At 65.1% G+C, this 23,154-nt stretch carries 21 protein-coding genes; 16 read left to right on the top strand and 5 right to left on the bottom strand.

The features are described 5' to 3' along the window. Window positions 1–11 precede the first annotated feature (11 nt). From AAHM38_RS07430 to AAHM38_RS07370, 13 genes are all read left to right on the top strand, one after another. Window positions 12–572, top strand: a complete 561-nt coding sequence (locus AAHM38_RS07430) for a DUF3306 domain-containing protein (RefSeq protein ID WP_116575429.1) — start codon at window positions 12–14, stop codon at window positions 570–572. Window positions 573–652: 80 nt separating this feature from the next. Further along, window positions 653–2,812, top strand: a complete 2,160-nt coding sequence (locus AAHM38_RS07425; RefSeq protein WP_116575428.1) for a 4Fe-4S binding protein — start codon at window positions 653–655, stop codon at window positions 2,810–2,812. A gap of 44 nt (window positions 2,813–2,856) precedes the next feature. Beyond that, window positions 2,857–3,528: a TorD/DmsD family molecular chaperone gene (locus AAHM38_RS07420; protein WP_004632137.1), complete on the top strand. Its 672-nt coding sequence runs from the start codon at window positions 2,857–2,859 to the stop codon at window positions 3,526–3,528. A gap of 235 nt (window positions 3,529–3,763) precedes the next feature. Further along, window positions 3,764–4,015: a twin-arginine translocation signal domain-containing protein gene (locus tag AAHM38_RS07415; RefSeq protein WP_037028240.1), complete on the top strand. Its 252-nt coding sequence runs from the start codon at window positions 3,764–3,766 to the stop codon at window positions 4,013–4,015. Between the two features lie 67 nt (window positions 4,016–4,082). Beyond that, window positions 4,083–7,088, top strand: a complete 3,006-nt coding sequence (locus tag AAHM38_RS07410; protein WP_012762559.1) for a molybdopterin-dependent oxidoreductase — start codon at window positions 4,083–4,085, stop codon at window positions 7,086–7,088. 16 nt (window positions 7,089–7,104) lie between these two features. Further along, window positions 7,105–7,773 carry a formate dehydrogenase FDH3 subunit beta gene (fdh3B, locus tag AAHM38_RS07405; RefSeq protein WP_012762558.1) on the top strand — a complete coding sequence of 223 codons (669 nt, stop codon included), beginning with the start codon at window positions 7,105–7,107 and terminating at the stop codon, window positions 7,771–7,773. Further along, window positions 7,770–8,015, top strand: coding sequence for a hypothetical protein (locus AAHM38_RS07400; RefSeq protein ID WP_012762557.1), 246 nt, complete (start codon window positions 7,770–7,772; stop codon window positions 8,013–8,015). The genes fdh3B and AAHM38_RS07400 overlap by 4 nt, the downstream gene beginning before the upstream one ends. 23 nt (window positions 8,016–8,038) lie before the next feature. Beyond that, the gene (locus AAHM38_RS07395; protein WP_012762556.1) at window positions 8,039–9,202 is read left to right on the top strand and encodes a formate dehydrogenase subunit gamma; all 1,164 of its coding nucleotides are present in this window, start codon (window positions 8,039–8,041) and stop codon (window positions 9,200–9,202) included. A 35-nt stretch (window positions 9,203–9,237) separates the two neighbouring features. Further along, window positions 9,238–9,561, top strand: a complete 324-nt coding sequence (locus AAHM38_RS07390; protein ID WP_116575514.1) for a hypothetical protein — start codon at window positions 9,238–9,240, stop codon at window positions 9,559–9,561. 82 nt (window positions 9,562–9,643) lie between these two features. After that, window positions 9,644–10,195 (top strand): superoxide dismutase family protein, encoded by a 552-nt coding sequence (locus AAHM38_RS07385; RefSeq protein ID WP_037028249.1) that lies wholly within the window; start codon window positions 9,644–9,646, stop codon window positions 10,193–10,195. Window positions 10,196–10,285: 90 nt separating this feature from the next. Then, window positions 10,286–11,161, top strand: a complete 876-nt coding sequence (locus tag AAHM38_RS07380) for a formate dehydrogenase accessory sulfurtransferase FdhD (protein ID WP_116575426.1) — start codon at window positions 10,286–10,288, stop codon at window positions 11,159–11,161. A 195-nt stretch (window positions 11,162–11,356) separates the two neighbouring features. Continuing rightward, window positions 11,357–11,923, top strand: a complete 567-nt coding sequence (dcd, locus tag AAHM38_RS07375; protein WP_012762552.1) for a dCTP deaminase — start codon at window positions 11,357–11,359, stop codon at window positions 11,921–11,923. A gap of 73 nt (window positions 11,924–11,996) precedes the next feature. Next, entirely contained in the window at window positions 11,997–14,276 is a 2,280-nt protein-coding gene (locus AAHM38_RS07370; protein ID WP_116575425.1) for an arginine/lysine/ornithine decarboxylase, read from the top strand. Between the two features lie 72 nt (window positions 14,277–14,348). Here AAHM38_RS07370 and argH read toward each other — a convergent pair whose 3' ends face one another. The 3 genes from argH to AAHM38_RS07355 form a co-directional block, all read right to left on the bottom strand. Beyond that, window positions 14,349–15,764 carry an argininosuccinate lyase gene (gene argH, locus AAHM38_RS07365; protein WP_116575424.1) on the bottom strand — a complete coding sequence of 472 codons (1,416 nt, stop codon included), beginning with the start codon at window positions 15,762–15,764 and terminating at the stop codon, window positions 14,349–14,351. 103 nt (window positions 15,765–15,867) lie between these two features. Next, window positions 15,868–16,587, bottom strand: a complete 720-nt coding sequence (locus AAHM38_RS07360) for an anti-sigma factor (protein WP_116575423.1) — start codon at window positions 16,585–16,587, stop codon at window positions 15,868–15,870. Then, on the bottom strand, window positions 16,587–17,234 hold the full coding sequence (locus AAHM38_RS07355; protein ID WP_065859905.1) for an RNA polymerase sigma factor: 648 nt from the start codon (window positions 17,232–17,234) through the stop codon (window positions 16,587–16,589). The genes AAHM38_RS07360 and AAHM38_RS07355 overlap by 1 nt, the downstream gene beginning before the upstream one ends. 206 nt (window positions 17,235–17,440) lie before the next feature. On the opposite strand from AAHM38_RS07355, the gene AAHM38_RS07350 reads away from it, so the two are divergent. Beyond that, entirely contained in the window at window positions 17,441–18,046 is a 606-nt protein-coding gene (locus AAHM38_RS07350) for a ferritin-like domain-containing protein (RefSeq protein WP_012762548.1), read from the top strand. Between the two features lie 32 nt (window positions 18,047–18,078). Here AAHM38_RS07350 and AAHM38_RS07345 read toward each other — a convergent pair whose 3' ends face one another. After that, window positions 18,079–18,321 (bottom strand): substrate-binding domain-containing protein, encoded by a 243-nt coding sequence (locus AAHM38_RS07345; protein WP_257019821.1) that lies wholly within the window; start codon window positions 18,319–18,321, stop codon window positions 18,079–18,081. 48 nt (window positions 18,322–18,369) lie between these two features. Here AAHM38_RS07345 and AAHM38_RS07340 point away from each other — a divergent pair, with 48 nt between their 5' ends. Further along, a complete protein-coding gene (locus AAHM38_RS07340; protein ID WP_310735534.1) occupies window positions 18,370–19,032 on the top strand; it encodes an MFS transporter in 663 nt (220 codons plus the stop codon). Here the strand turns inward: AAHM38_RS07340 and ppc are convergent, their stop codons facing one another. Next, window positions 19,033–22,020 carry a phosphoenolpyruvate carboxylase gene (ppc, locus tag AAHM38_RS07335; protein ID WP_116575422.1) on the bottom strand — a complete coding sequence of 996 codons (2,988 nt, stop codon included), beginning with the start codon at window positions 22,018–22,020 and terminating at the stop codon, window positions 19,033–19,035. It abuts the gene before it with no gap. A 109-nt stretch (window positions 22,021–22,129) separates the two neighbouring features. On the opposite strand from ppc, the gene hemC reads away from it, so the two are divergent. Further along, a complete protein-coding gene (gene hemC, locus AAHM38_RS07330; protein ID WP_116575421.1) occupies window positions 22,130–23,146 on the top strand; it encodes a hydroxymethylbilane synthase in 1,017 nt (338 codons plus the stop codon). Window positions 23,147–23,154: the final 8 nt, after the last annotated feature.

Below are 23,154 nucleotides of genomic sequence, written 5' to 3'. Positions count from 1 at the left end.
GCGAGACTGCTGTGAGCGACGAAACCTTCCTCTCGCGCTGGTCGCGCCGCAAGGCCGCCGAACGGCGGGGCGAGCCCGAACCGGAAGCGGCACCGCCCGCCGAGCCGGCCCCCGTCGTCGTGCCTGAAGCGTCGACGGCCGAGCCTACGCCCGAAGCGGCACCCCCGCTCACTCTGGAAGACGCCTCCAAGTTGACGCCATCCGATGATTTCTCGCCCTTCGTCGCGCACGGGGTGGACGAAGCCGTCAAGCGTGCCGCGCTCAAGAAGCTCTTCGCCGATCCGCACTTCAATGTGATGGACGGGCTCGATACCTACATCGACGACTATTCGCAGCCCGACCCGATCCCGCCCGAGATGTTGCGCGAGTTGCGGCACACGGCGGAATTGCGGTTGTTCGAGCCGCTGGACGAGGATGTGGCTGCGCCGCCAGGAATCGAACCGGTATCGGCCGCTGCACCTCTGGTCACGGGCGAGATGCCGCCTGAACCTGCCGATGCCGAGTCGCCCCGCGTTGATGACCCGGCGCAGGCAACCCCGCATGGCGGCGTTAAGCCGCCGTCCGTAGAATAAAAAGAAGGCCGCGCGGCAAAGACCGTGCTGCCATGTCTCCACAGCCTGCGCCATGCACGTGGGCGCTCACGCACAAATCCATGCCGACACTGCTCTGCAGTTGCAATCACACCATGCCGATCGATGCCGATGCGGTGGGCGACGCCCTGCGCGCGTCTGACGCCGCTATCGACGCCCCCAGCAAGACGCACCACCTGCTGTGCCGCCGCGAGATCGGCGCGTTCACACAGGCGCTGGATGGCACGGAAGGCGTCGTCGTCGCCTGCACGCAGGAAAAGGCGCTGTTTGCAGAAGTGGCCGCGCAGCATGAGGGTGTGACCGCACCGATCCATTTCGTCAACGTGCGCGAAACGGGCGGGTGGTCGGCAGGCGCCAAACGCGATGCGCGCGGTTTCCGTGCCAAGACAGCGGCACTGCTGGCCGTCGCTGGCTTGCCGGCGCCGGAGCCAGTGCCGGTGGTCGACTACCGCTCCGACGGCAACGTGCTGATCATCGGTCCTGCCGAGCGTGCCATGCCGTGGGCGGAACGGCTGGCCGACCAACTGAGCGTGGCGGTGCTCGTCACCGGGCGCGATCGCGCAAGGGGTCCGTTTGTCCCGCCGATGGAGCGCCGCTGGCCGGTCCACGCGGGCGAGCTGGCGCAGGTGAACGGCTGGCTCGGCGCGTTCGAGGTGAAGTGGCGCAACCGCAATCCGATTGACCTGGACCGCTGCACGCGCTGCAACGCCTGCATTGATGTCTGCCCCGAAGGCGCCATCGACGCGCTCTACCAGATCGATCTGGATGCATGCCGCGACCATCGCGCGTGCGTCAAGGCGTGCGGCGATGCGTTGGCCATCGATTTCAACCGTGTGGATGCACCGCAGGCGCTATCGGGCCAATTCGACCTGATCTTCGATCTGAACGACGCGCCGGCGTTTGCCCAGCACCAGCCGCCGCAGGGCTACTTCCATGCGGGCGCAGACGCGGGCCGCCAACTGACGGCATCGCTGGCGTTGCTGCAGATGGTGGGGGAGTTCGAGAAGCCCAAGTTCTTCCAGTACAAGGAATCGATCTGCGCGCACGGGCGTAACGGCCAAGTGGGCTGCAACGCTTGCGTGGACGTGTGTTCGGCGTCGGCGATTGCGTCGCAGTGGAAGGACGGCCGCGGCAGCGTGCGCGTCACGCCCAATCTCTGTGTGGGCTGCGGTGCGTGTACGACCGCGTGTCCGACCGGCGCCATCACCTATGCCTATCCGAGCGCGCCGTACCAGGGGCGCAAGCTGAAGACGCTGCTCGGCACGTATGCATCGGCGGGTGGGCGTGATGCCGTGGTTCTGCTGCATAACGGTGGGCGGGGCCGCACGCTGATCGAGCAACTGGGCCGTGCCGCGCGTATCGGCAAGGCCCAGGGCGTGCCCGTGAATGTGCTGCCCGTCGAGGTCTTCCATTCGGCATCGACGGGTTTGGACCTGTGGCTCTCCGCATTGGCTTACGGCGCCGCGCGCATCGCCATTCTCCTGACGGAAGACGACGCACCGCAGTACCGTGCGATGCTCGCCGAGCAGGTCGCCGTGGCGCAGGCCGTGCTGGAGGGGCTTGGCGAACCGGCGGGTGCGGCGGGTGTGGTGTTGATCGACGTGGCGGATGCCGCTGCGCTCGACGCGCGCCTCAGTGGTGCTGATGTTTCGGGCCCCCTGCGTGGCTTTCGCCGTGACATGCCGGCCGCCACCTTCGCGGTGGCCGCTGCCAAGCGCGAGGCACTCGATTTCGCGCTCGACCATCTTGCACGCCACGCCAAGGCCATTGAGGCCATCATCCCGCTGCCAGCCGGTGCGCCGTTTGGCGCCATCACCGTGAACCGCGAACGCTGCACGCTGTGCATGGCTTGCGTGGGCGCGTGCCCGTCGCAGGCGCTGCGTGATCAGGCCGAGCGGCCCGTGCTGGCCATGATCGAGCGCAACTGCGTCCAATGCGGCCTGTGCGAGACCACGTGCCCTGAAAGCGCCATCGCCCTCGTGCCGCGTTTGAACCTGTCGGCAGAAGCCCGCCAATCGGCCACGCTCAACGAGGCGCAGCCGTTCCACTGCATCCGCTGCAACAAGCCGTTCGGCACCGCGCAGATGGTCGCGACGATGCTGGCCAAGCTGGGCGCGCATCCGGCGTTCTCCGGCGCCGCCGCCGAGCGCCTCAAGATGTGCAGCGATTGCCGCGTGATCGACATGATGCAGAACGGCGAACGCCCCGGCGCCCCGCACTGAAAACCGCGCATTGAAGCCGCGCATTGAAGCCGATCTCTGATCCCATGACCGACGCCCAGCCCCTGCAATTCCAGCCCGCCGCCACGCCCGCCGACAGCGCTGAGGATCTCGCCCGTGCCGACCTGTACGGCCTGCTGGCCACGCTGTTCTTCCACGCGGCAGACGCCGATTTGCTGCAGCGCATCGCGGCCGCGCCGCTGGACCCGATAGGCGACGGCGATATCGCCGCGGCCGATGCGCAAGCCGCCGCCAGTAGTGCTCTCACCCAGGCCTGGCGAAAGCTTGTCGCCCGCGCAGGCCAGACCACCGCCGAACAGGCCGACGACGAATACACCGAACTGTTTATCGGCGTCGGCAAGCCCGAAGTGTTCTTGTACGGCTCGTACTACCAGGCCGGTTTCATGAACGAGAAGCCGCTCGTGGTATTGCGCGACGACCTGCGCCGCCACGGCCTGGAGCGCGCCGAGGGCATCACGGAAACCGAAGACCATCTCGCGACCCTGTGCGAGGTCATGCGTTACCTCATCGCCGGGGACGACGTTGCCGTGGCCCGCATCGAAGAGCAGCGCGCATTTTTCCAGCGTCATCTGGCCCCGTGGGTCGATACGGCTTGCGATGCTGTATTGCAGCATCCGCGCGCCGCGCTCTATGCCGATGTGGCGGGATTGGCGAAAGCGTTTTTTGACGTGGAGCGGCTCGCCCTTGAATTGGCATGACAGCCGTCGTCTCGGCTGCCTAAAAAATAAGCGGACGCCGAAGAGCCACGCCGGGTCAGCGTCACGGCGCTCCGGTTCAAATCCGACTCATTGAAAAAATTCATCGGTAAATCGTCAGGAAAATCCCTCGGTGAGGGGTTTTGGGCATGGTTTTCCCATGCCGTTACTCCTAAAATGTGTTGGAAAATTCCTATTACATTCGGTCATCGGTTTCAAAGAGCCGGGGAGCATCGAAATGCCAGGTCTGAACACCGTCCCTCACGCGCGCCCAGAAGCGGATTCCGCTGATGCTGCACCTACTCGCCGCCGCTTCCTGATGGGGGCGGCGGTTGCAGCCGCAGCTGCAGGCACTGCCGCGACAACCGGCCATCTGGTGCAAGCGCCCACTGCTCCGGCCACACTCGCAACCGACGCCGCGGATGACGGCGCCACCGGTTACCGGCTGAGCGAACACATCCGCAAGTACTACAAGACGACGTGGATCTGATGCGGCTGCACGCGCGCCGCTGTTGCTCCATCGTCATTGCTCGCACCCCACATCTTCAGGTGACCTCATGCTTCTGACCCGCAAACCGGCGGTACAGGACACCAAAGCCGCACCGGCTCGACGTTCAAACGGACAGGGCGCCGCATCGCTTGCTGGCAGTCTGGCGCGCAGCCTGGCCGGCGCATTGCCGACCATGGATCGCCGCACGTTCCTCAAGCGCTCCGGCATCGGCGTGGGCGCCGGCCTGGCCGCAACGCAGCTTTCGCTGGTGAAGAAATCGGTGGTGGGCGAGGCCCAGGCCGCCGAAGGTAAGGGCGATATCGTCGTGCGCCGCACGGTGTGCTCGCACTGCTCGGTCGGCTGCTCGGTGGATGCCGTCGTGCAGAACGGCGTGTGGGTGCGCCAGGAACCGGTATTCGACTCGCCGATCAACCTGGGCGCGCACTGCGCCAAAGGCGCTGCCCTGCGCGAGCACGGTCACGGCGAATACCGCCTCAAGACGCCAATGAAGCTCGTCGACGGCCGCTACCAGCGCATCAGCTGGGACCAGGCGCTCAATGAGATCGTCGCCAAGATGAACACTATCCGCCAGGAGACCGGACCGGATTCGTTCTTCTTCGTGGGTTCGTCCAAGCACAGCAACGAGCAGTCGTACCTGATGCGCAAGTGGGTGTCGTTCTTCGGCACCAACAACTGCGATCACCAGGCGCGCATCTGCCATAGCACTACCGTGGCCGGCGTGGCCAACACCTGGGGCTACGGCGCGATGACCAACTCGTACAACGACATGCAGAACGCCAAGTGCGCGTTGTACATCGGCTCGAACGCGGCCGAGGCGCACCCCGTGTCGATGCTGCATCTGTTGCATGCCAAGGAAACGGGCTGCAAGGTCATCGTGGTCGACCCGCGCTACACGCGCACGGCGGCCAAGTCGGATGAGTACGTGCGCATACGCTCGGGCACCGACATCGCGTTCCTGTTTGGCGTGCTGTATCACATCTTCAAGAACGGCTGGGAAGACAAGCAGTACATCCATGACCGCGTCTACGGCATGGACAAGGTGCGCGAGGAAGTGCTCGCCAAGTGGACGCCGGACAAGGTCGAGGAAGTGTGCGGCGTGCCTGAGGCACAGGTGCACAAGGTGGCCGAGATGATGGCGATGAATCGCCCCAGCACGCTGGTGTGGTGCATGGGCCAGACGCAGCACAGCATCGGCAATGCCATCGTGCGCGCGTCGTGCATTGTGCAGCTGGCGCTGGGTAACATCGGCAAGTCGGGCGGCGGCGCCAATATCTTCCGCGGCCACGACAACGTGCAGGGTGCGACCGACGTCGGCCCCAACCCCGATTCGTTGCCTGGGTACTACGGCCTGGCTGCCGGCGCGTGGAAGCACTTTGCCGGCGTGTGGGGCGTGGATTACGACTGGATCAAGGGCCGTTTCGCCTCGCAGGCCATGATGGAGAAGTCGGGCACCACCGTCTCGCGCTGGGCCGATGCGGTGCTGGAAAAGAACGAGCTGATCGACCAGGACCACAATGTTCGTGCCGTTTTCTACTGGGGGCACGCACCGAACTCGCAAACGCGCGGGATGGACATGAAGCGCGCCCTCGACAAGCTTGACCTGCTGGTGGTCGTGGACCCATACCCGTCGGCCACTGCGGCCATGGCCAACATGCCCGCCGCCGATGGCACGCCGCCCAATCCGAACCGCGCCGTCTATCTGCTGCCCGCCGCCACACAGTTCGAAACGTCGGGCTCGTGCACCGCATCGAATCGATCGCTGCAATGGCGCGAGAAGGTCATCGAGCCGCTGTTCGAATCGCAGCCCGACCACGTGATCATGCAGGCGTTTGCCGATCGCCTGGGCTTCGGCAAGGAGCTGTCGAAGAACTACAAGATCACGGAATACAAGCGTGCCGGCATGACATGGCGCGAGCCGGAGATCGAATCGATCCTGCGCGAGATCAACCGCGGCAACTGGACGATCGGCTACACTGGCCAATCGCCGGAACGCCTGAAGGCTCACATGCGCAACATGCATCTGTTTGATGTGCGCACGCTGCGCTGCAAGGGCGGCAAGGATGCCGAAACCGGCTACGACCTGACCGGCGATTACTTTGGCCTGCCTTGGCCGTGCTACGGCACGCCCGAACTCAAGCACCCCGGTTCGCCCAACCTGTACGACACCAGCAAGCACGTGATGGAAGGCGGCGGCAACTTCCGCGCCAACTTCGGCGTGGAGCGCGACGGCGTCAACCTGCTGGCCGAAGATGGCTCGTTCTCGCTCGGCTCGGAGTTGACCACCGGCTATCCCGAGTTTGATCACGTTTTCCTCAAGAAACTCGGCTGGTGGGACGACCTGACCGACGCCGAAAAGAAGGCCGCCGAAGGCAAGAACTGGAAGACCGATGTGTCCGGCGGCATCCAGCGCGTGGCGATGAAGCACGGCTGCCACCCGTTCGGCAACGCCAAGGCGCGCGCGATCGTGTGGAACTTCCCCGATGGCATTCCGCAGCACCGCGAGCCGCTGTATTCCACGCGGCCCGACATGGTCGCCAAGTACCCCACGCACGACGACAAGAAGGCCTTCTGGCGCCTGCCGACGCTGTACAAGACGGTGCAACAGCGCAATATCGAGAACAAGGTCTACGAGAAATTCCCGATCATTCTCACGTCCGGCCGCCTTGTCGAATACGAGGGCGGCGGCGAGGAGACGCGCTCCAACCCGTGGCTTGCCGAGCTGCAGCAGGAGAACTTTGTCGAGATCAACCCGAAGGCTGCAGCCGATCGGGGCATTCGCCACAACGATTTCGTCTGGGTCAAGACGCCGACCGGCGCCCAGATCAAGGTGCGTGCGCTGGTGACGGAGCGTGTGGGTGTCGACCACGCCTTCATCCCGTTCCACTTCTCGGGCTGGTGGCAGGGCAAGGACCTGCTCGATTACTACCCGGAGGGCGCCCACCCGATCGTGCGGGGCGAGGCCGTCAACACGGCAACGACCTACGGCTACGACTCGGTGACGATGATGCAGGAAACGAAAACGACGGTCTGCCAGATCGAGCGGTTCGCATAAGGACGGGGAGATCAACATGGCACGCATGAAATTCATCTGTGACAGCGAGCGCTGCATCGAATGCAACGCCTGCGCCACGGCCTGCAAGAACGAACACGAAGTGCCCTGGGGCGTGAACCGGCGCCGCGTGGTCACCATCAACGACGGCATGATCGGCGCGGAGAAATCCATCTCGGTGGCGTGCATGCATTGCTCCGATGCGCCGTGCATGGCGGTCTGCCCGGTCGACTGCTTCTACCGCACTGAAGACGGCGTGGTGCTGCACGACAAGGACGTCTGCATCGGCTGTGGCTACTGCTCGTATGCGTGCCCGTTCGGCGCGCCGCAGTTCCCGAGCCAGGGCACGTTCGGCGTGCGCGGCAAGATGGACAAGTGCACGTTCTGCGCGGGCGGCCCCGAGAAGAACGGCAGCGAGGAAGAATTCGAGAAGTACGGCCGCAACCGCCTGGCCGAAGGGAAGCTTCCGCTGTGCGCGGAAATGTGCTCGACGAAGGCGCTGCTCGGCGGCGATGGCGATGTGATTTCCGACATCCTGCGCAACCGCGTCATGAAACGCGGGAAGGGCGCTGAGTTGTTCGGATGGGGCACGGCTTACGGCGGCGCGCAAGGCAAGGGCGGTCAGGCGGCGCCGGCAATTCCGGCCGCACCGGCCACGCCGGCTTCGGCGTCGGGGGCGCAATCATGATCGCCTCCGCACGATCGACCAGCCTGCTGATCGCCCTGGGTGCTGCGCTGTTGCTCGGTGCTTGCGGAGAACGCTCGCAAACGGCATTCGCCTCGCACCGCAAGGACGACGCGCCTGCCTACAAGGGCGCGGAGGGCGATCCGTTCATGGCCAAGAACTGGACACCCGGCGACCGCACGAGCTGGGAGAACCAGATCCGCGCGCGCGGCCAATACCAGAACGAGTACAACAAGACGCCATGACGCGCGCAAGCGGAGGTTCGTCCATGGGCACTTCCTGGAAACACCTTGTGATGGCCGTGCTGCTCGGCGGCGTGGCGGCGTTGGCGAGCGCGCAGCAGCCGGCCACTGCGCCGGCGGCCAACACCGCCCCGGTCAATCCGGCCGTACAACCGGCGCAGCCGTTCTCCAACATCGTCTCGGAGAACGTGTTTGATCTGCAGAAGCGCGATCTCGCCAAAGAGGCGCAGGACCAGGCCGCACGCCGCGCGACGCAACCGGGCAACAACGCGCCCGTCTGGCGCGAGGTGAACTCCGACCAAGCACATTACGCCAGCATTCCCGGGTTGGAAGCCGGCGTGCTGATCCAGCGCACCGGGCAGAAATGGCGGCTATTCCGCAATGGCGTGATCACCGTGTGGGGCGGTTGGCTCATGGTGCTGGTGCCGTCGGCCATCCTGGCCTTCTTCCTTTGGCGCGGCATGATCCCGCTAAAAGAAGCGCCGACGGGCCGCAAGATCGAGCGCTTCACGCCCACCGAGCGCTACGTGCACTGGACGATGGCGATCTCCTTTGTCACGCTCGGCGTGTCGGGCATCGTCATGCTGTGGGGCAAGCATTTCCTGTTGCCGATCCTCGGTCATCAGTTGTTCGGTTGGCTGACGTATTTGCTGAAAAACCTGCACAACCTGGTGGGCCCGCTCTTCACGGTCAGCATCATCGTGGCCTTCGTGATTTGGGTGCGGGACAACCTGCCGCGCCAGGGCGACGTGAAATGGCTGCTGAGCCTGGGTGGCATGTTTGCCGGAGAGCACGGCGCCGAAGTGCCGTCGCACCGCTTCAATGCGGGTGAGAAACTCTGGTTCTGGGGCGGCCTCGTCGTCTTCGGGCTGATCCTGTCTGCCTCGGGCTGGACGCTCGATCGCATCGTCCCGGGCGTGGATTACTACCGCAGCACGATGCAACTGGCCGAGGTCATTCACGCGATCGCGGCGGTGGGCATGATGAGCATGTCGCTGGGCCACATCTACATGGGCACGATCGGCATGGAAGGCGCTTACCGCGCCATGCGTGACGGTTATGTCGACGAGGCCTGGGCGAAGGAGCACCACGAACTTTGGTACGACGACGTCAAGGCCGGCAAGATCCCCGCGCAGCGGTCCCAGCCGCCCGCGGCGTCGGCGCCGAGCGAGCAGCCCGCCAAGTCATGACGCCATCGCCTGCCACCCATTCGAGGATCCTCACCATGCATGCTTTCACGCTGACTCGCGCCGCAGGTATGGCACTTGCTGCCGCCATGCTGGGCCTGACAAGCGGACTGGCCGGCGCCAAGCTGCCGGCACCGACGGAAGAACAGAAGGCACAGGCGGATCTGGCGAAGGCCAAGGCAGCCTGGGGCGACAAGGTGGCCGCGTTCCAGACGTGCAAGGCCCAAGACAAGGCGGCGGCTTCCTACCAGGCCGGCGGTAAGGCTACGCATACGCAACCGGGCGCGCCGTGCGTGGATCCGGGGCCGTTTGTAGCCCCTGTGCCCGCAGCACCGGCAGCGGCACCGGCGGCCAAAGGGTGAACCGTTGTTGCCAATGTTGCGTGTTCAGCATCCGGCAGTACAATCGTCCGCTCCCCGAGTGAACCCTGACTGGAGGTGACACATGAAGCAACTCGTGATTGCAGTCGCCGCGATCGGCCTGATGGCCGGCTGCGCATCGAACTCCGCGTCGACGGCCAAGGCGGCGAATGCCGGTGACGGCGCCATGACGGCCTCGGCCGTGCTGGCGCCCAAGAGCGGCAGCACCGTGCAAGGCAGCGTGAAGCTCGCACAGCAAGGCGACAATCGGGTTGCCATGGCCGTGGATATTTCCGGCCTGCCGGCCAACGGCATGTTCGGTTTCCACGTGCATGAGAAGGGCGATTGCTCCTCGCCGGACGGCAATAGCGCGGGTGGTCACTTCAACCCCACCGGCCAGCAGCACGGTGATCCGCGTCAAGGCGCGCATCACGCTGGTGACATTCCGATGCTGCAATCCGATGCCAACGGCAAGGCCGTCGGTTCGATCGTTCTTTCCGGTGTGACGCTGTCGCCCGGGCCCACCAGCCTGGTCGGCCACGCGTTGATCGTCCACGCAGGCAAGGACGACTACATGACCCAACCGACCGGCAATTCCGGCGGGCGCGTCGCCTGCGGCGTGATCGTGGCGAACTGATCGCCTGCACGAGGTACCTGCCCTGGAGCAGGTACCAGCCGCACCATGCGCACGCTTGCCGTGCGCATTTTTATTTGAACGAAGACATCGATGCCGCTGCGCCCAGAACTGACCAATGCTTCCGTTCCACTGCTCGACGAGGTTGAAGTGTTCGACGAGCTGGGCCGCGCTCGCCATGTCTACATTCCCGGCGAGCGCCCGCTCACCGTCTACCTCGACAAGCGCGAACTCGTCACGCTGATGACGCTGGGCGGCGCCCCCGAAGCGCTCGTGCTGGGCTATCTGCGTAACCAGCGCCTGGTCGGCAGCATCGAAGACATCGCCTCCATCCAGGTCGACTGGGAAACCGAATCCGCAGCCGTCACCACGCGCGCCGGCATTGCCGACCTGGACGAGAAGACCGCCCGCCGCACCGTGACCACCGGCTGCGGGCAGGGCACCGTGTTCGGCTCGCTGATGGACGAGATCGACGCCATCCATCTACCGCCTGACGCCCGCATGACGCAGACCACGCTGTACCGCGTGGTCGACACCATCCGCCTGCAGCAGTCGATCTACAAGCAAGCGGGATCGGTGCATGGCTGCGCGTTGTTCGACGCGCACGGCCAACTGCTGCATTTCATCGAAGACGTGGGCCGCCACAATGCCGTGGATGCCATTGCCGGCCGCATGTGGCTGGAGGGCATGGGCGGCGGCGACAAGATCTTCTACACCACCGGCCGCCTGACCTCCGAGATGGTCATCAAGGGCGCGCAGATGGGCATTCCGTTCCTGCTATCGCGCTCGGGTGTTACGCAGATGGGCCACCAGATGGCGCAGCGGGTCAATCTGACGCTGTTTGCGCGGTGCACCGGGCGCCACTTTCTGCTCTACACGGGACGCGACCGATTTGTGGCGGAGCCGGAGATGGCCGGCTCTGTCGGGCCGCGCGGAGAACTGCCCCAGGCGGCGGAATCCGGGGGCTGATCTGCCCTGGGTGGTTCGACAAGGCCAGCGCAAGTCGTCAGCCGATACGGGGTTTTCCGTCACAGGTTTGGGAGTACAATCCGCGTTCCAAAGCGGCCCCAGCCGCGGGCCCGGCCGCTGGCGTGACCAAATGGGGACAGTTTTCGCATCGCGAAGGCTGCCCCCATTTGTTCATCCAAGGTATCTGGACGCTCCATGAGCATCAAATCCGACAAGTGGATCCGCCGCATGGCCGAGCAGCACGGCATGATCGAGCCGTTCGAGCCCGGCCAGGTGCGCGAATCCGAAGGGCGCCGCATCGTGTCCTACGGCACGTCGAGCTACGGCTACGACATCCGCTGCGCCGACGAATTCAAGATCTTCACCAACATCAACAGCACCATCGTCGATCCGAAGAACTTCGACGAGAAGTCGTTTGTCGACTTCAAGGGCGATGTGTGCATCATTCCGCCGAACTCGTTCGCGCTGGCCCGCACGATGGAGTACTTCCGCATCCCGCGCACCGTGCTGACCGTGTGTCTGGGCAAGAGCACGTATGCGCGCTGCGGGATCATCGTCAACGTCACGCCGTTCGAGCCAGAGTGGGAAGGCTACGTGACGCTGGAGTTCTCCAACACTACGCCGCTGCCTGCCAAGATCTACGCTGGCGAAGGCTGCGCGCAGGTGCTGTTCTTCGAGAGCGACGAGGAATGCGAAACCTCGTACAAGGATCGTGGTGGCAAGTACCAGGGCCAGCACGGTGTGACGCTGCCCAAAACCTAGTGTTTGTAGTCCGTTTCCGCGCGTTCAGGCGTATCCGGAGCGGTGCCTTTAGCTTCATCCATAAGGAACCACGATGAAATTCCGTTTTCCCGTCATCATCATTGACGAGGACTTCCGCTCCGAGAACATCTCCGGGTCGGGCATTCGCGCGCTGGCCGAGGCCATCGAAACCGAAGGGATGGAGGTCATCGGCCTCACCAGCTATGGTGACCTGACCTCGTTTGCGCAGCAGTCGAGCCGCGCGTCCACCTTCATCGTCTCGATCGATGACGACGAGTTCATCAATCCCGACAACGAGAAGCCGGAACCAGAGGCGGTCGAAAACTTGCGCGCCTTCGTGGCCGAAGTGCGCCGCCGCAACGCCGACATCCCCATCTTCCTGTACGGCGAAACGCGCACCTCGCGGCACCTGCCGAACGACGTGCTGCGCGAGCTGCACGGCTTCATCCACATGTTCGAGGACACGCCCGAGTTCGTGGCCCGACACATCATCCGTGAAGCGCGCAATTATCTGGATTCGCTGCCGCCGCCGTTCTTCAAGGCGCTGATCGACTACGCGCAGGACAGCTCGTATTCGTGGCATTGCCCGGGGCACTCGGGCGGCGTGGCGTTCCTGAAGAGCCCGGTGGGGCAGGTGTTTCACCAGTTCTTCGGCGAGAACATGCTGCGCGCCGACGTCTGCAACGCGGTGGAAGAACTCGGCCAGTTGCTGGACCATACGGGCCCGGTTGCCGCGTCTGAGCGCAACGCAGCGCGTATCTTCGGTTCGGACCACATGTTCTTCGTGACCAACGGCACGTCGACGTCGAACAAGATGGTGTGGCACGCCAACGTGGCGCCCGGCGACATCGTGGTCGTCGACCGCAACTGCCACAAGTCGAATCTGCACGCGATCATGATGACGGGCGCGATTCCCGTGTTCCTGATGCCGACGCGCAACCACTTCGGCATCATCGGCCCGATCCCGAAGAGCGAGTTCGAGCCGGAAACGATTGCCAAGAAGATCGCCGACCATCCGTTTGCCAGCAAGGCCAAGAACAAGAAGCCGCGTATTCTGACCATCACGCAGGGCACGTACGACGGCGTGCTCTACAACGCCGAGATGATCAAGAACATGCTGTCGACCGAAATCGACACGCTGCACTTTGACGAAGCGTGGCTGCCGCACGCGTCGTTCCACCCGTTCTACGAGAACATGCACGCGATCGGCCACGGCCGTCCGCGCAGCAAGGACGCGCTGGTCTACGCCACGCAGAGCACGCACAAGCTGCTGGCCGGTCTGTCGCAGGCCTCGCAGATCCTCGTGCAGGATTCCGAGACGCGCAAGCTCGATACGTATCGCTTCAACGAGGCGTATCTGATGCACACGTCGACGAGCCCCCAGTACTCGATCATTGCCTCGTGCGACGTCGCCGCGGCGATGATGGAAGCGCCGGGCGGCACCGCGCTGGTGGAAGAGAGCATTGCCGAAGCGCTGGACTTCCGCCGCGCCATGCGCAAGGTTGAGCACGAATACCTGGGCACAAATGGTGGCAACGGCCGCGGCGACGACTGGTGGTTCAAGGTCTGGGGCCCGAACGATCTGTCGGACGAAGGCATCGAAGAGCGCGCAGCGTGGATGCTCAAGGCCAACGAGCGCTGGCACGGCTTCGGCAACCTGGCCGAAGACTTCAACCTGCTTGACCCGATCAAGGCCACCATCATCACCCCGGGCCTCGACGTGGACGGCAAGTTCAGCGATTCCGGCATTCCGGCCGCCATCGTCACGCGCTACCTCGCCGAGCACGGCATCATCGTCGAGAAGACCGGTCTGTACTCGTTCTTCATCATGTTCACCATCGGCATCACCAAGGGCCGCTGGAATTCGCTCGTGACGGAGCTGCAGCAGTTCAAGGACGATTACGACAACAACCAGCCGCTGTGGCGTGTGCTGCCGGAATTCGTGCGCCAGTATCCGCAATACGAGCGCATCGGCCTGCGTGAACTGTGCGACAGCATCCACAGCGTCTATCAGGCCAACGACGTGGCCCGTGTGACGACCGAGATGTACCTGTCGGACATGGAGCCGGCGATGATCCCGTCGGACGCCTGGGCCAAGATGGCGCACCGCGAGACCGAGCGTGTCGCGATCGACGATCTGGAAGGCCGCATCACCGGTATCCTGCTGACGCCGTATCCGCCGGGCATTCCGCTGCTGATTCCGGGCGAGCGCTTCAACAAGACGATCGTGCAGTACCTGCAGTTCGCACGCGAGTTCAACAAGCTGTTCCCGGGCTTCGAGACCGATATCCACGGGTTGGTCGAGGAAGAGGTCGACGGCAAGATGGGGTATTTCGTCGACTGCGTGCGCTGAGTTTCAGTCGCACAAACAAAAACGCCGCGCTGAGTTGATCAGCGCGGCGTTTTTGTTTGAAGCGACTGCGAATTACTCAGCCAGCGCAGCCCGTGCAAACGCAATGGCTTGCTTCACCTGCTCCGGCGCCGTTCCGCCGATGTGGTTGCGCGAAGCGACCGAGCCTTCCAGCGTCAGCACGGCGTGCACATCGTCGCCGATCAGGTCGGACTTGTCGCCCAGGCCGCAGATGTCACGCAGCTGCGCGACGGACAGATCCGCCAGGTCGCAGCGTAGGTCGTCGCACGCGCGCACGGCGTGGGCCACGGCTTCATGTGCATCGCGGAAGGGCAGGCCGCGCTTGACCAGGTAGTCGGCCAGATCGGTGGCGGTCGCATAGCCCTGCAGCGCGGCGGCACGCATCGCGTCGGCCTTGACGGTGATGCCCGGCACCATGTCGGCAAAGATGCGCAGCGTGTCGACTACCGTATCCACGGTGTCGAACAGCGGTTCCTTGTCTTCCTGGTTGTCCTTGTTGTAGGCCAGCGGTTGGCCCTTCATCAGCGTGAGCAGGCCGATCAGGTGGCCGTTGACGCGGCCCGTCTTGCCGCGTGCCAGTTCGGGCACATCGGGGTTTTTCTTCTGCGGCATGATCGAGCTGCCCGTGCAGAAGCGGTCGGCAATGTCGATAAAACCCACACGCGGGCTCATCCACAGCACCAGCTCTTCAGAGAAGCGCGAGACGTGCGTCATGATGAGCGCGGCTGCAGCGCAGAATTCGATGGCGAAGTCGCGGTCGGACACGGCGTCCAGCGAGTTGCGGCATACGCCTTGGAAGCCGAGTTGCTGTGCGACAAATTCGCGGTCGATCGGGTAGCTCGTGCCGGCCAGTGCAGCGGCACCCAGCGGCAGGCGGTTGACGCGGCGGCGGGCGTCGAGCATGCGCTCGGTGTCGCGCGTGAACATCTCGACGTAGGCCAGCAGGTGGTGGCTGAACACCACCGGTTGCGCAACCTGCAGGTGCGTGAAGCCTGGGACGATCGTGTTGGTGTGTTGCTCCGCCAAGTCCAGCAGCGCGCTGCGCAGGGCCTTTAGCAGACCGACGATGTTGTCGATCTCGCTGCGCAGCCACAAGCGGATGTCGGTGGCGACCTGGTCATTGCGCGAACGGCCCGTGTGCAGGCGCTTGCCGGCGTCGCCCGCCATGGCGGTCAGGCGCGCTTCGATGTTCAGGTGCACGTCTTCCAGGTCCAGTTTCCACTCGAACGTGCCGGCCTCGATCTCCTGGCGGATCTGCGCCATGCCCTGTTCGATGGCGGCGCGATCGGCTTCGGCGATGATGCCCTGCTTGGCGAGCATGGCGGCGTGCGCGAGCGAGCCCTGGATGTCGAACAGTGCGAGGCGCTTGTCGAAGAACACCGACGCGGTATAGCGCTTGACGAGATCGGACACCGGCTCGTTAAAGCGGGCGGACCACGCTTCGGCCTTCTTGGCGAGTTGGGAGGTCATGGGCGGACAGCTGGAGGAGCGCGGCCGACGAAGCGTCAGCCGCAAATTCAGGAAACCCCGATTATATCGCCCGACAGGCCTTCCGGCCCCCGCGCCAGGGTGCCTACAGCGTGCTGTCGATCAGCGCGCCCTTGAAGACCACCGGCCCGGTCGGCCCCTCCGGATTGGGCGAGCCGCCACGCGGCTCTACGCTGATGGCAAGCGCCGGCACCTGCCGCAACGGCTGCGCTACCGTCAGCCGCACGGCGCGCTGGTGCCCGATCACGCCAAGTGACTGTGGATGCTCACCGGGCGGCAGCGCCCAGAGCTGCAAGGCCTGTTCGGTATTGAGCGGCGTGGCATCCAGCCGCTTGAGCGACAGGGTGCCCGTGCGCGCATCCCAGGTGACGAGGACGGCCGCCTGGGCCTGCGCGTCCTGCAGCACGGCCACGGCGTTGGCGACAGGCGCCTCGCGCAATTGCTGCGCCAAACGCAGGTTCAGCCCGATCGCCACCGCCGCGACCACCGCCGCGACCGCCGTGGCGCTGCGCCAGAAGCCCGCGCCTTGCCAAAGCCGTTGCCAGAGCGCCCCCCGCTCCGGCGCGGACTCGCGCCAGCCGAGTTGCACTTCGATGCGGCGGAGAATGTCCGGCCGCGGCACTGTCGCCGGTTGAAGCGAGGGCAGGTCGGCCAGATAGCGCTGCCAGCGTTCCACCGTCGCCCGTGTGGCGGCGTCGTGGCGAATGATCTGCTCGAAACGGCGGCGTGCGCCGGCGCGCAGCGTTCCGACCGCGTATTCAGCGGCCAGCTTGTCGACAAGTTGGGGGTGGCGGCGCGGGTCCATTACGGTGCTCCAAGGCATTCGCGCAGGCGGTCGAGGCCGCGTCGCATCCACGATTTGACGGTGCCCAGCGGCAGAGAGAGCGCCTGCGCCAGCTCGCTGTGCGACAGGTCACGCAGATAGGCGAGCGACACGACCTGGCGCTGTTTCGGGTCCAGGCGCTTGAGGCATTCGGCCAGCGCGCGGGCTTGCTGACCGGCGAGCGCGATGTCCGCAGGGCCAGGAGCGTGGTCGGCCAGGACATCGGCGTAGGTGTCGTCCAGCGGCACGGATTCCTGTACGCGCTCGGCATGCTGCCGGCGCAGGCAATCGAGTGCACGGTTGCGCACGATGGTGGTCATCCACGTCATGGGGGCGGCCAGATGCGGACGGTAATCGCCGGCATGGCGCCAGATGTTGACGAAACTTTCTTGCAAAACGTCCTCGGCCCAGTCCTTCCTGACCAAGATACGCAGCGCGAGCCCAAACAGTTTCGGTGCGCAGCGCGTGTATAGCGCGCGCAGGGCGTCGCGGTCGCCCAGGCTGGTGCGTTGCAGCAATGCCGCCAGCTCTTCCGCGTCAGCGCTCGGGGGGCGCGCCGACGCGGACGTTGCCGGCGGGTTGGCAGGTTGCTCGGCGGGGTCTTCGGCGGAGCGCTGATAGGTGAGCACGTGGGCAGTTTTATGTGAACGGTTTTGCCCAAAGTGTAGGTAGAAACCGTGCTCGTGGGTGAATTCACGTGAAAGGCGCTGAGGTTTTTTTGCATCCAGTTGGGTACGCCCTTCGTACAAGCGATCAGGCGCTCGATAAACGCCCGCGATTCGCACTTCGTACCGCACGGGTCGCGCTTCCTTCCCACAATGCAAGGAGATCGACGATGGATACGACCCAAGAGACGGATCAATTGGCGACCGACAGCACGCGCATCGACGCGCGCCGCCGCGTGCTGCTGCGCGCCCCGGGGCTGATGGCGCTGGGTTCGATGGTTGCGGTGTCGCTGGGGCAATCGATGCCGGCCTGGGCGCAGACGCAATCCGGCAGCGTGAAAGACGACGTCAACATCCTGAACGTGGCGCTGGGGCTTGAGTATCAGGCCATCGCCGCCTATCAGGTGGGCGCGGAAAGCGGCCTGTTGCAAAAGCCCGTGCTCGCAACGGCGGTGAAGTTCCAGGGCCAACACAAGGCGCATGCGGCAGTGCTGTCGGGCGCGATCTCCAAGCTGGGCGGCACGCCGGTCATGGAGAAGACGGTGGCGGAATACAACTTTCCGGTCAGCCAGTTGAAGTCGCAGGCCGACGTGCTGCGTTTTGCCGCCGGGCTGGAGAAGGGGGCTGCCTCGGCCTACCTAGGGGTGATACCGAGTTTCTACACGCGCGACCTTGCCAAGGCCGCCGCCAGCATCCTGGGCGACGAGACGATGCATTGGGCGGTGCTGCTTTCGGCGCTGGGTGAAGACCCGGTGCCGGTGGCGTTCATCAGCTAAACAGTTTGTTGGGCCGCCACACCGGCCGCTCGTTACGGTGTGGCGGTTTTTTTTGCCGCGTCGAACGCTTCGACGATGCAATCGAGCAAGGCACGTACGCGTGCGGTCTTGTGCAGATCGGCGTGCGTCACGAGCCAGACGTCCTGCATGCTACGGCGGTTGGGCAACACACGCACAAGTTGCGGATAGATCTGCGCACGCCAGCACACCAGTTCGGTCATCCCAATGCCGGCGGCTACCGCCTCGAACAGCGCCAGCGCCGAGTTGCTCTGCAAGACGACGCGCCCGGTGATGCTTGCGGCGCTGTGTTTGGCCGCGATCGAGTGGCCGGCGCGCTGTTCGTCCTGGCCGAACGTCAGGCGCGTGCGCCGCTGGTGCCGCTGGCCTGGCTGGGGCATCGCACGCTGGGCGCGGTCAACGGCGTGGGGTTCCTACTGAATTTCGGCTATTACGGTGCCCTGTTCGTGCTGAGCCTGCATTTGCAGAACGTCGAACATCTCAGCGCACGCCAGACGGGCCTCGTCATGCTGCCGATGGCGATCAGCCTGTCGGCGGGCAATATCTTCGCGGGCAAGTTGATGGCGCATTTTTCTATGCCGACGATGATGCTCAGCGGCCTCGTGATCGGCGCATCGGGTTTGCTGGCCACGTCGGCTGCGCTGACAGGGCAGGTGCACCTTTGGGTGGTGAGCGCAACGATGATGGCGTATGGCGGCGGTACCGCGCTGGCGATTGCGCCGATGACCTCGACGATCCTGGCTGCGGCGCCGGGCGAGCTGGCCGGCACGGCGTCGGGCTTGCTCAACGCCGCGCGGCAGACGGGCAGTTTGCTGGGCGTGGCAGCGGCGGGCGCCGTCGTGACGGTGGTGCCCGAGCTGGCGCACGCCTCGCCGATGGTGTTTGGCCTCATGACGCTGTCGTACGCCGGCGCGATGGCGATGGCGTGGATCAGCCGACGGCCGGCCGCCACCGCGCTGGCTGCCTGATCAGCCGCTGTTACGAAGGCCCGCGGCAATCCCGTTGATCGACAGATGGATGCCGCGCCGCACGCGCGCATCGTCACTGCCGGCCTTGCCCGAGCGGAAGCGCTTGAGCAGTTCGACCTGCAAATGGTTCAGCGGGTCGAGGTACGGGAAGCGGTTCTTGATGGAGCGCGCCAGCAGCGGGTTGTCGGCCAGGCGCTCCGACTGTCCCGTGATGGCGGCCAGCATCTGCTCGGTCAACGTGAACTCCGCAGAGATGCGCGAGAACACCGCGTTGCGCAGCTTGCGGTCGTCGCACAACTGGGCGTAGCGCGACGCCACGTTCAGGTCGGCCTTGGACAGCACCATGTCCATGTTCGACAGCAGGTTCGCAAAGAACGGCCACTGCTTGTGCATGCGCTTGAGCGTGGTCAGGCGCGCAGCACGGGCCTTGGCGTTGCCGGCGTCATCGAGCCAGCGCTGCACCGCGCTGCCAAAGCCGAACCAGCCCGGCAGCAGCAGACGGCACTGGCCCCATGAGAAGCCCCACGGAATGGCACGCAGGTCTTCGATGCGGCGGTGTTTCTTGTCCATCAGCTTGCGCGAGGCCGGGCGCGAACCCAGGTTCAGGTCGGCAATTTCGGTGATCGGCGTGGTGGCGAAGAAATAGTCCTTGAAGCCGGGCGTTTCGTAGACGAGGTTGCGGTACGCGGCAAAGGCGTTGTCCGACAGCGCCTGCATGGCTGCTTCGAACTCTTCAAGACCCTTCGGGCGGTTGCGCGTCGGCAGCAGCGTGGCTTCCAGCGTGGCCGCGACGATGGTTTCCAGGTTGCGCCGGCCGATCTCGGGGTTGGCGAACTTGCTGGAGATGATTTCGCCCTGCTCGGTCAAGCGGATCTGCCCGTTCACCGTGCCCGGCGGCTGCGACAGGATGGCCTGGTAGGTCGGGCCGCCGCCTCGGCCCACCGTGCCGCCGCGGCCATGGAACAGGCGCAGGCGCACGCCCTTGCGCTCGAACAGCTCCACCAGCGCCAGCTCGGCCTTGTACAGCTCCCAGTTGGAGGTGAGGAAGCCGCCGTCCTTGTTGGAATCCGAATAGCCGAGCATGACTTCCTGCTCGTTGCCCTGCGCGGCCAGTACGGCATCGAAGCCGGGCAGGGCAAGCAGATCGCCCATGATCTGCGAGGCGTTGCGCAAGTCTTCGATGGTCTCGAACAGCGGGATCACCATCACGTCCAGCCCCACGCCAGCGCCATTGGCATTCGCGCGGAACATGCCGGCTTCCTTCTGCAGCAGCATCACTTCGAGCAGGTCCGACAGCGTCTCGGTGTGCGAGATGATGTAGTTGCGCACGATGCGGTTGCCGTAGCGGGCACGCACCTCGCGCGCGGCGCGGAAGATGTCGATCTCTTGCGTAGTCTGCTCGCTGTACGCATGGAACGGCAGCGTCAGCAGACGCGGCTGTTGCAGCTCGCGCAGCAGCAGGGTGCGCTTGTCGGCTTCGGACAGTGCGGCGTACGCGCCTTCCACGCCCGCCACCTTCAGCAGCTCGGCGACGGTCGCTTCATGCACGTCAGACACCTGCCGCAAGTCGATCGACGACAGGTGGAAGCCGAACACATCGATCGCGCGCGCCAGCGATGCCAGTCGCGCATCGGCCAGCACTTCGCCGTGGTGCGCCGCCAATGAATCGATCACGATCTGGATATCGGCGCGCAGTTCTTCTGCGTTGCTGTAAGCCGGAGCGGGCCCGACGGCGTGGCGCCCAGCGTCTTCGCCCGTCAGCTCGCGGCACGTGGCGGCCAGGCGCGCATACACGCCAATCAACGCCCGGCGGTATGGTTCGTCCGCGCGGTGTTCGGAATGGTCGGGCGAGCGCTCGGCCAGCGCCTGCAGTTCCGCGCTCACATCCACCAGCGAGGTCGACATCGACAGTTCCGCACCGAGCGCGTGGATCTCTTCCAGGTACCACGCCAGGATCACGCTCGCCTGCTTTTGTGCGGCGTCGCGCAAGGTCGTTGCCGTCACGAAGGGGTTGCCGTCGCGGTCGCCGCCGATCCACGAGCCCATCTGGAAGAAGGGCGGCAGCGGAGCCGGCTCGCCGCGTGCGCCGCGGCGCGGGAATACCGTCGCGATGTCTTCTTCCAGCTCGCGGTACAGCGCCGGGATTTCGCGCAGGAAGGTGGTCTGGTAGTACGACAGCGCGTTCTCGATCTCGTCTGCCACCATCAGGCGCGTGGTGCGCAGCATGCGCGTTTGCCACAGCTTGGTGACGTGGGCGCGCAGCAACGCGGTGTTGCGCTCGCGTTCACGCGTGGTCAGCGGTGCGTCGCGTTCGGCCAGCAAGCGCGCGATTTCGCGTTGCGCATCGAGCGTGCTCTTGCGCTGCACTTCGGTCGGGTGCGCGGTCAGCACCGGCACGATCAGCGCGGATTCGAAGAATCGACGCAGCACATCGCCCGACAGGCCCTCATCTGCGGCAGACTGCAGCGCGCGCATCAGGCTGCCCGGCTGCGGCGGCGATCCGGCCAGCGCATGCACGCGGCGGCGGCGATTGTGATGCTGGTCTTCAGCGATGTTCGCCAGATGCGAGAAGTAACTGAAGGCGCGCACCACCGATGTGGTTTGGTCACGCGAGAGCTTTTTCAGCAGCCGGTCGAGATCCTGCTCGGCCTGGCGGTCGCCGTCGCGGCGGAAGCGCACAGCGGTCTGGCGGATGGTCTCGACCGTTTCGAAAACGGTGCCGCCTTCCTGGTCACGCAGCACGTCGCCCAGCAGGCGCCCGAGGAAGCGGATGTCTTCCTTCAGCGGCTGATCCTTGGCCGCGGCGCTGCCCGACGAGCGTCGGGAAGTGGGGCCGAGTGATGCGCCATTGGCTTCGTCCGCGCCATTGGCCTGGACCACCGGTTTCGCGGCGGGCTTGGCTGTCTTGATGGCCTTGGGGGTCTTGCTGGTCTTGGCGGGGGCGGTGGTCGCGCGCGAGGAAGCGCGGCGCGCGGCGGGCTGCGTCATGGTGTCTCCTAGGTTGGGTGCTCGAAGGTGCCTGAAGGGCCCTCGTTTCTGTATCACTTCAACGTGATAGCCGGACAGTCGCGAAAAAGCTGCGTGCTACCATTGCCGCATGTCTTCCAACGCCCGCCCGACTTCCCGTCAATCCCAGCTTGCAACGACTCCTGCAGCCCAGGCGCCGACCAAGCTGGTCATTGCCTCGCGCGAAAGCCGGCTCGCCCTCTGGCAAGCCGAACACGTGCGTGCTGCATTGCAAAAATACTATCCCGCGTGCGACGTGTCCATCCTTGGAATGACCACGCGCGGCGACCAGATTCTCGACCGCTCGCTCGCCAAGGTGGGGGGCAAAGGTTTGTTTGTGAAGGAACTGGAAGTCGCGCTGGCCGAGGGCCGTGCCGATCTGGCGGTCCATTCGCTCAAGGATGTGCCGATGGAACTGCCGGAAGGCTTTGCGCTGTCGACCATCCTCGAACGCGAAGACCCGCGCGACGCCTTTGTTTCCAACGACTACGCCGATCTGGCTTCGTTGCCTGCCGGCGCCGTGGTGGGCACGTCTAGCCTGCGCCGCGAGGCTTCGTTGCGGGCGCGGTTTCCGCATCTGGTCATCCAACCGCTGCGGGGCAACCTCGATACGCGTCTCGGCAAGCTTGACCGCGGCGACTACGCCGCCATCATCCTGGCCGCCGCCGGGCTCAGGCGCCTTGGGCTGGCTGATCGCATCCGCTCGACCATCGCGCCAGAAGAATCGCTACCGGCAGCAGGGCAAGGCGCGCTCGGCATTGAAATTCGCGCGGATCGTGAAGAGGTGCGCGCGTGCCTCGCGCCGCTGCACGATGCGCCGACAGCGCTGGCTGTAACCGCCGAGCGCGCCGTTTCCCGCATTCTGGGCGGTTCATGCCAGGTGCCGCTGGCCGCGTTCGCGCAGTGGTCGGGCGCAGGCACCTTGCGCCTGCGTGCCTTTGTGGCGTCGCAGGACGGCACCCGCAAACTTGCCGCAGATGGCGAAGCCACGCCATCCACGCTGGCCGATGCCGACGCGCTGGGTGTGCGCGTCGCGCAGCAGATGCTGGCAGGCGGCGCACGCGACATCCTCTCCATGCTGGGCGCCGACGCGCCACCCGCTACCTAACCGCACGG

This window comes from Ralstonia sp. OTU4908 (assembly GCF_038440115.1).
GTDB lineage: Bacteria > Pseudomonadota > Gammaproteobacteria > Burkholderiales > Burkholderiaceae > Ralstonia > Ralstonia pickettii.
This window is presented reverse-complemented; position numbering and strand designations above follow the sequence as displayed.

Coding starts and splice junctions, on each gene's coding strand:
- AAHM38_RS07415 (WP_037028240.1), top strand. CDS start 3,764: ATGCCAGGTCTGAACACCGTCCCTCACGCGCGCCCAGAAGCGGATTCC.
- AAHM38_RS07385 (WP_037028249.1), top strand. CDS start 9,644: ATGAAGCAACTCGTGATTGCAGTCGCCGCGATCGGCCTGATGGCCGGC.
- hemC (WP_116575421.1), top strand. CDS start 22,130: ATGTCTTCCAACGCCCGCCCGACTTCCCGTCAATCCCAGCTTGCAACG.
- AAHM38_RS07390 (WP_116575514.1), top strand. CDS start 9,238: ATGCATGCTTTCACGCTGACTCGCGCCGCAGGTATGGCACTTGCTGCC.
- AAHM38_RS07400 (WP_012762557.1), top strand. CDS start 7,770: ATGATCGCCTCCGCACGATCGACCAGCCTGCTGATCGCCCTGGGTGCT.
- ppc (WP_116575422.1), bottom strand. CDS start 22,020: ATGACGCAGCCCGCCGCGCGCCGCGCTTCCTCGCGCGCGACCACCGCC.
- AAHM38_RS07380 (WP_116575426.1), top strand. CDS start 10,286: ATGCCGCTGCGCCCAGAACTGACCAATGCTTCCGTTCCACTGCTCGAC.
- AAHM38_RS07410 (WP_012762559.1), top strand. CDS start 4,083: ATGCTTCTGACCCGCAAACCGGCGGTACAGGACACCAAAGCCGCACCG.
- AAHM38_RS07350 (WP_012762548.1), top strand. CDS start 17,441: ATGGATACGACCCAAGAGACGGATCAATTGGCGACCGACAGCACGCGC.
- AAHM38_RS07425 (WP_116575428.1), top strand. CDS start 653: ATGCCGACACTGCTCTGCAGTTGCAATCACACCATGCCGATCGATGCC.
- fdh3B (WP_012762558.1), top strand. CDS start 7,105: ATGGCACGCATGAAATTCATCTGTGACAGCGAGCGCTGCATCGAATGC.
- AAHM38_RS07360 (WP_116575423.1), bottom strand. CDS start 16,587: ATGGACCCGCGCCGCCACCCCCAACTTGTCGACAAGCTGGCCGCTGAA.
- argH (WP_116575424.1), bottom strand. CDS start 15,764: ATGACCTCCCAACTCGCCAAGAAGGCCGAAGCGTGGTCCGCCCGCTTT.
- AAHM38_RS07420 (WP_004632137.1), top strand. CDS start 2,857: ATGACCGACGCCCAGCCCCTGCAATTCCAGCCCGCCGCCACGCCCGCC.
- dcd (WP_012762552.1), top strand. CDS start 11,357: ATGAGCATCAAATCCGACAAGTGGATCCGCCGCATGGCCGAGCAGCAC.
- AAHM38_RS07395 (WP_012762556.1), top strand. CDS start 8,039: ATGGGCACTTCCTGGAAACACCTTGTGATGGCCGTGCTGCTCGGCGGC.
- AAHM38_RS07370 (WP_116575425.1), top strand. CDS start 11,997: ATGAAATTCCGTTTTCCCGTCATCATCATTGACGAGGACTTCCGCTCC.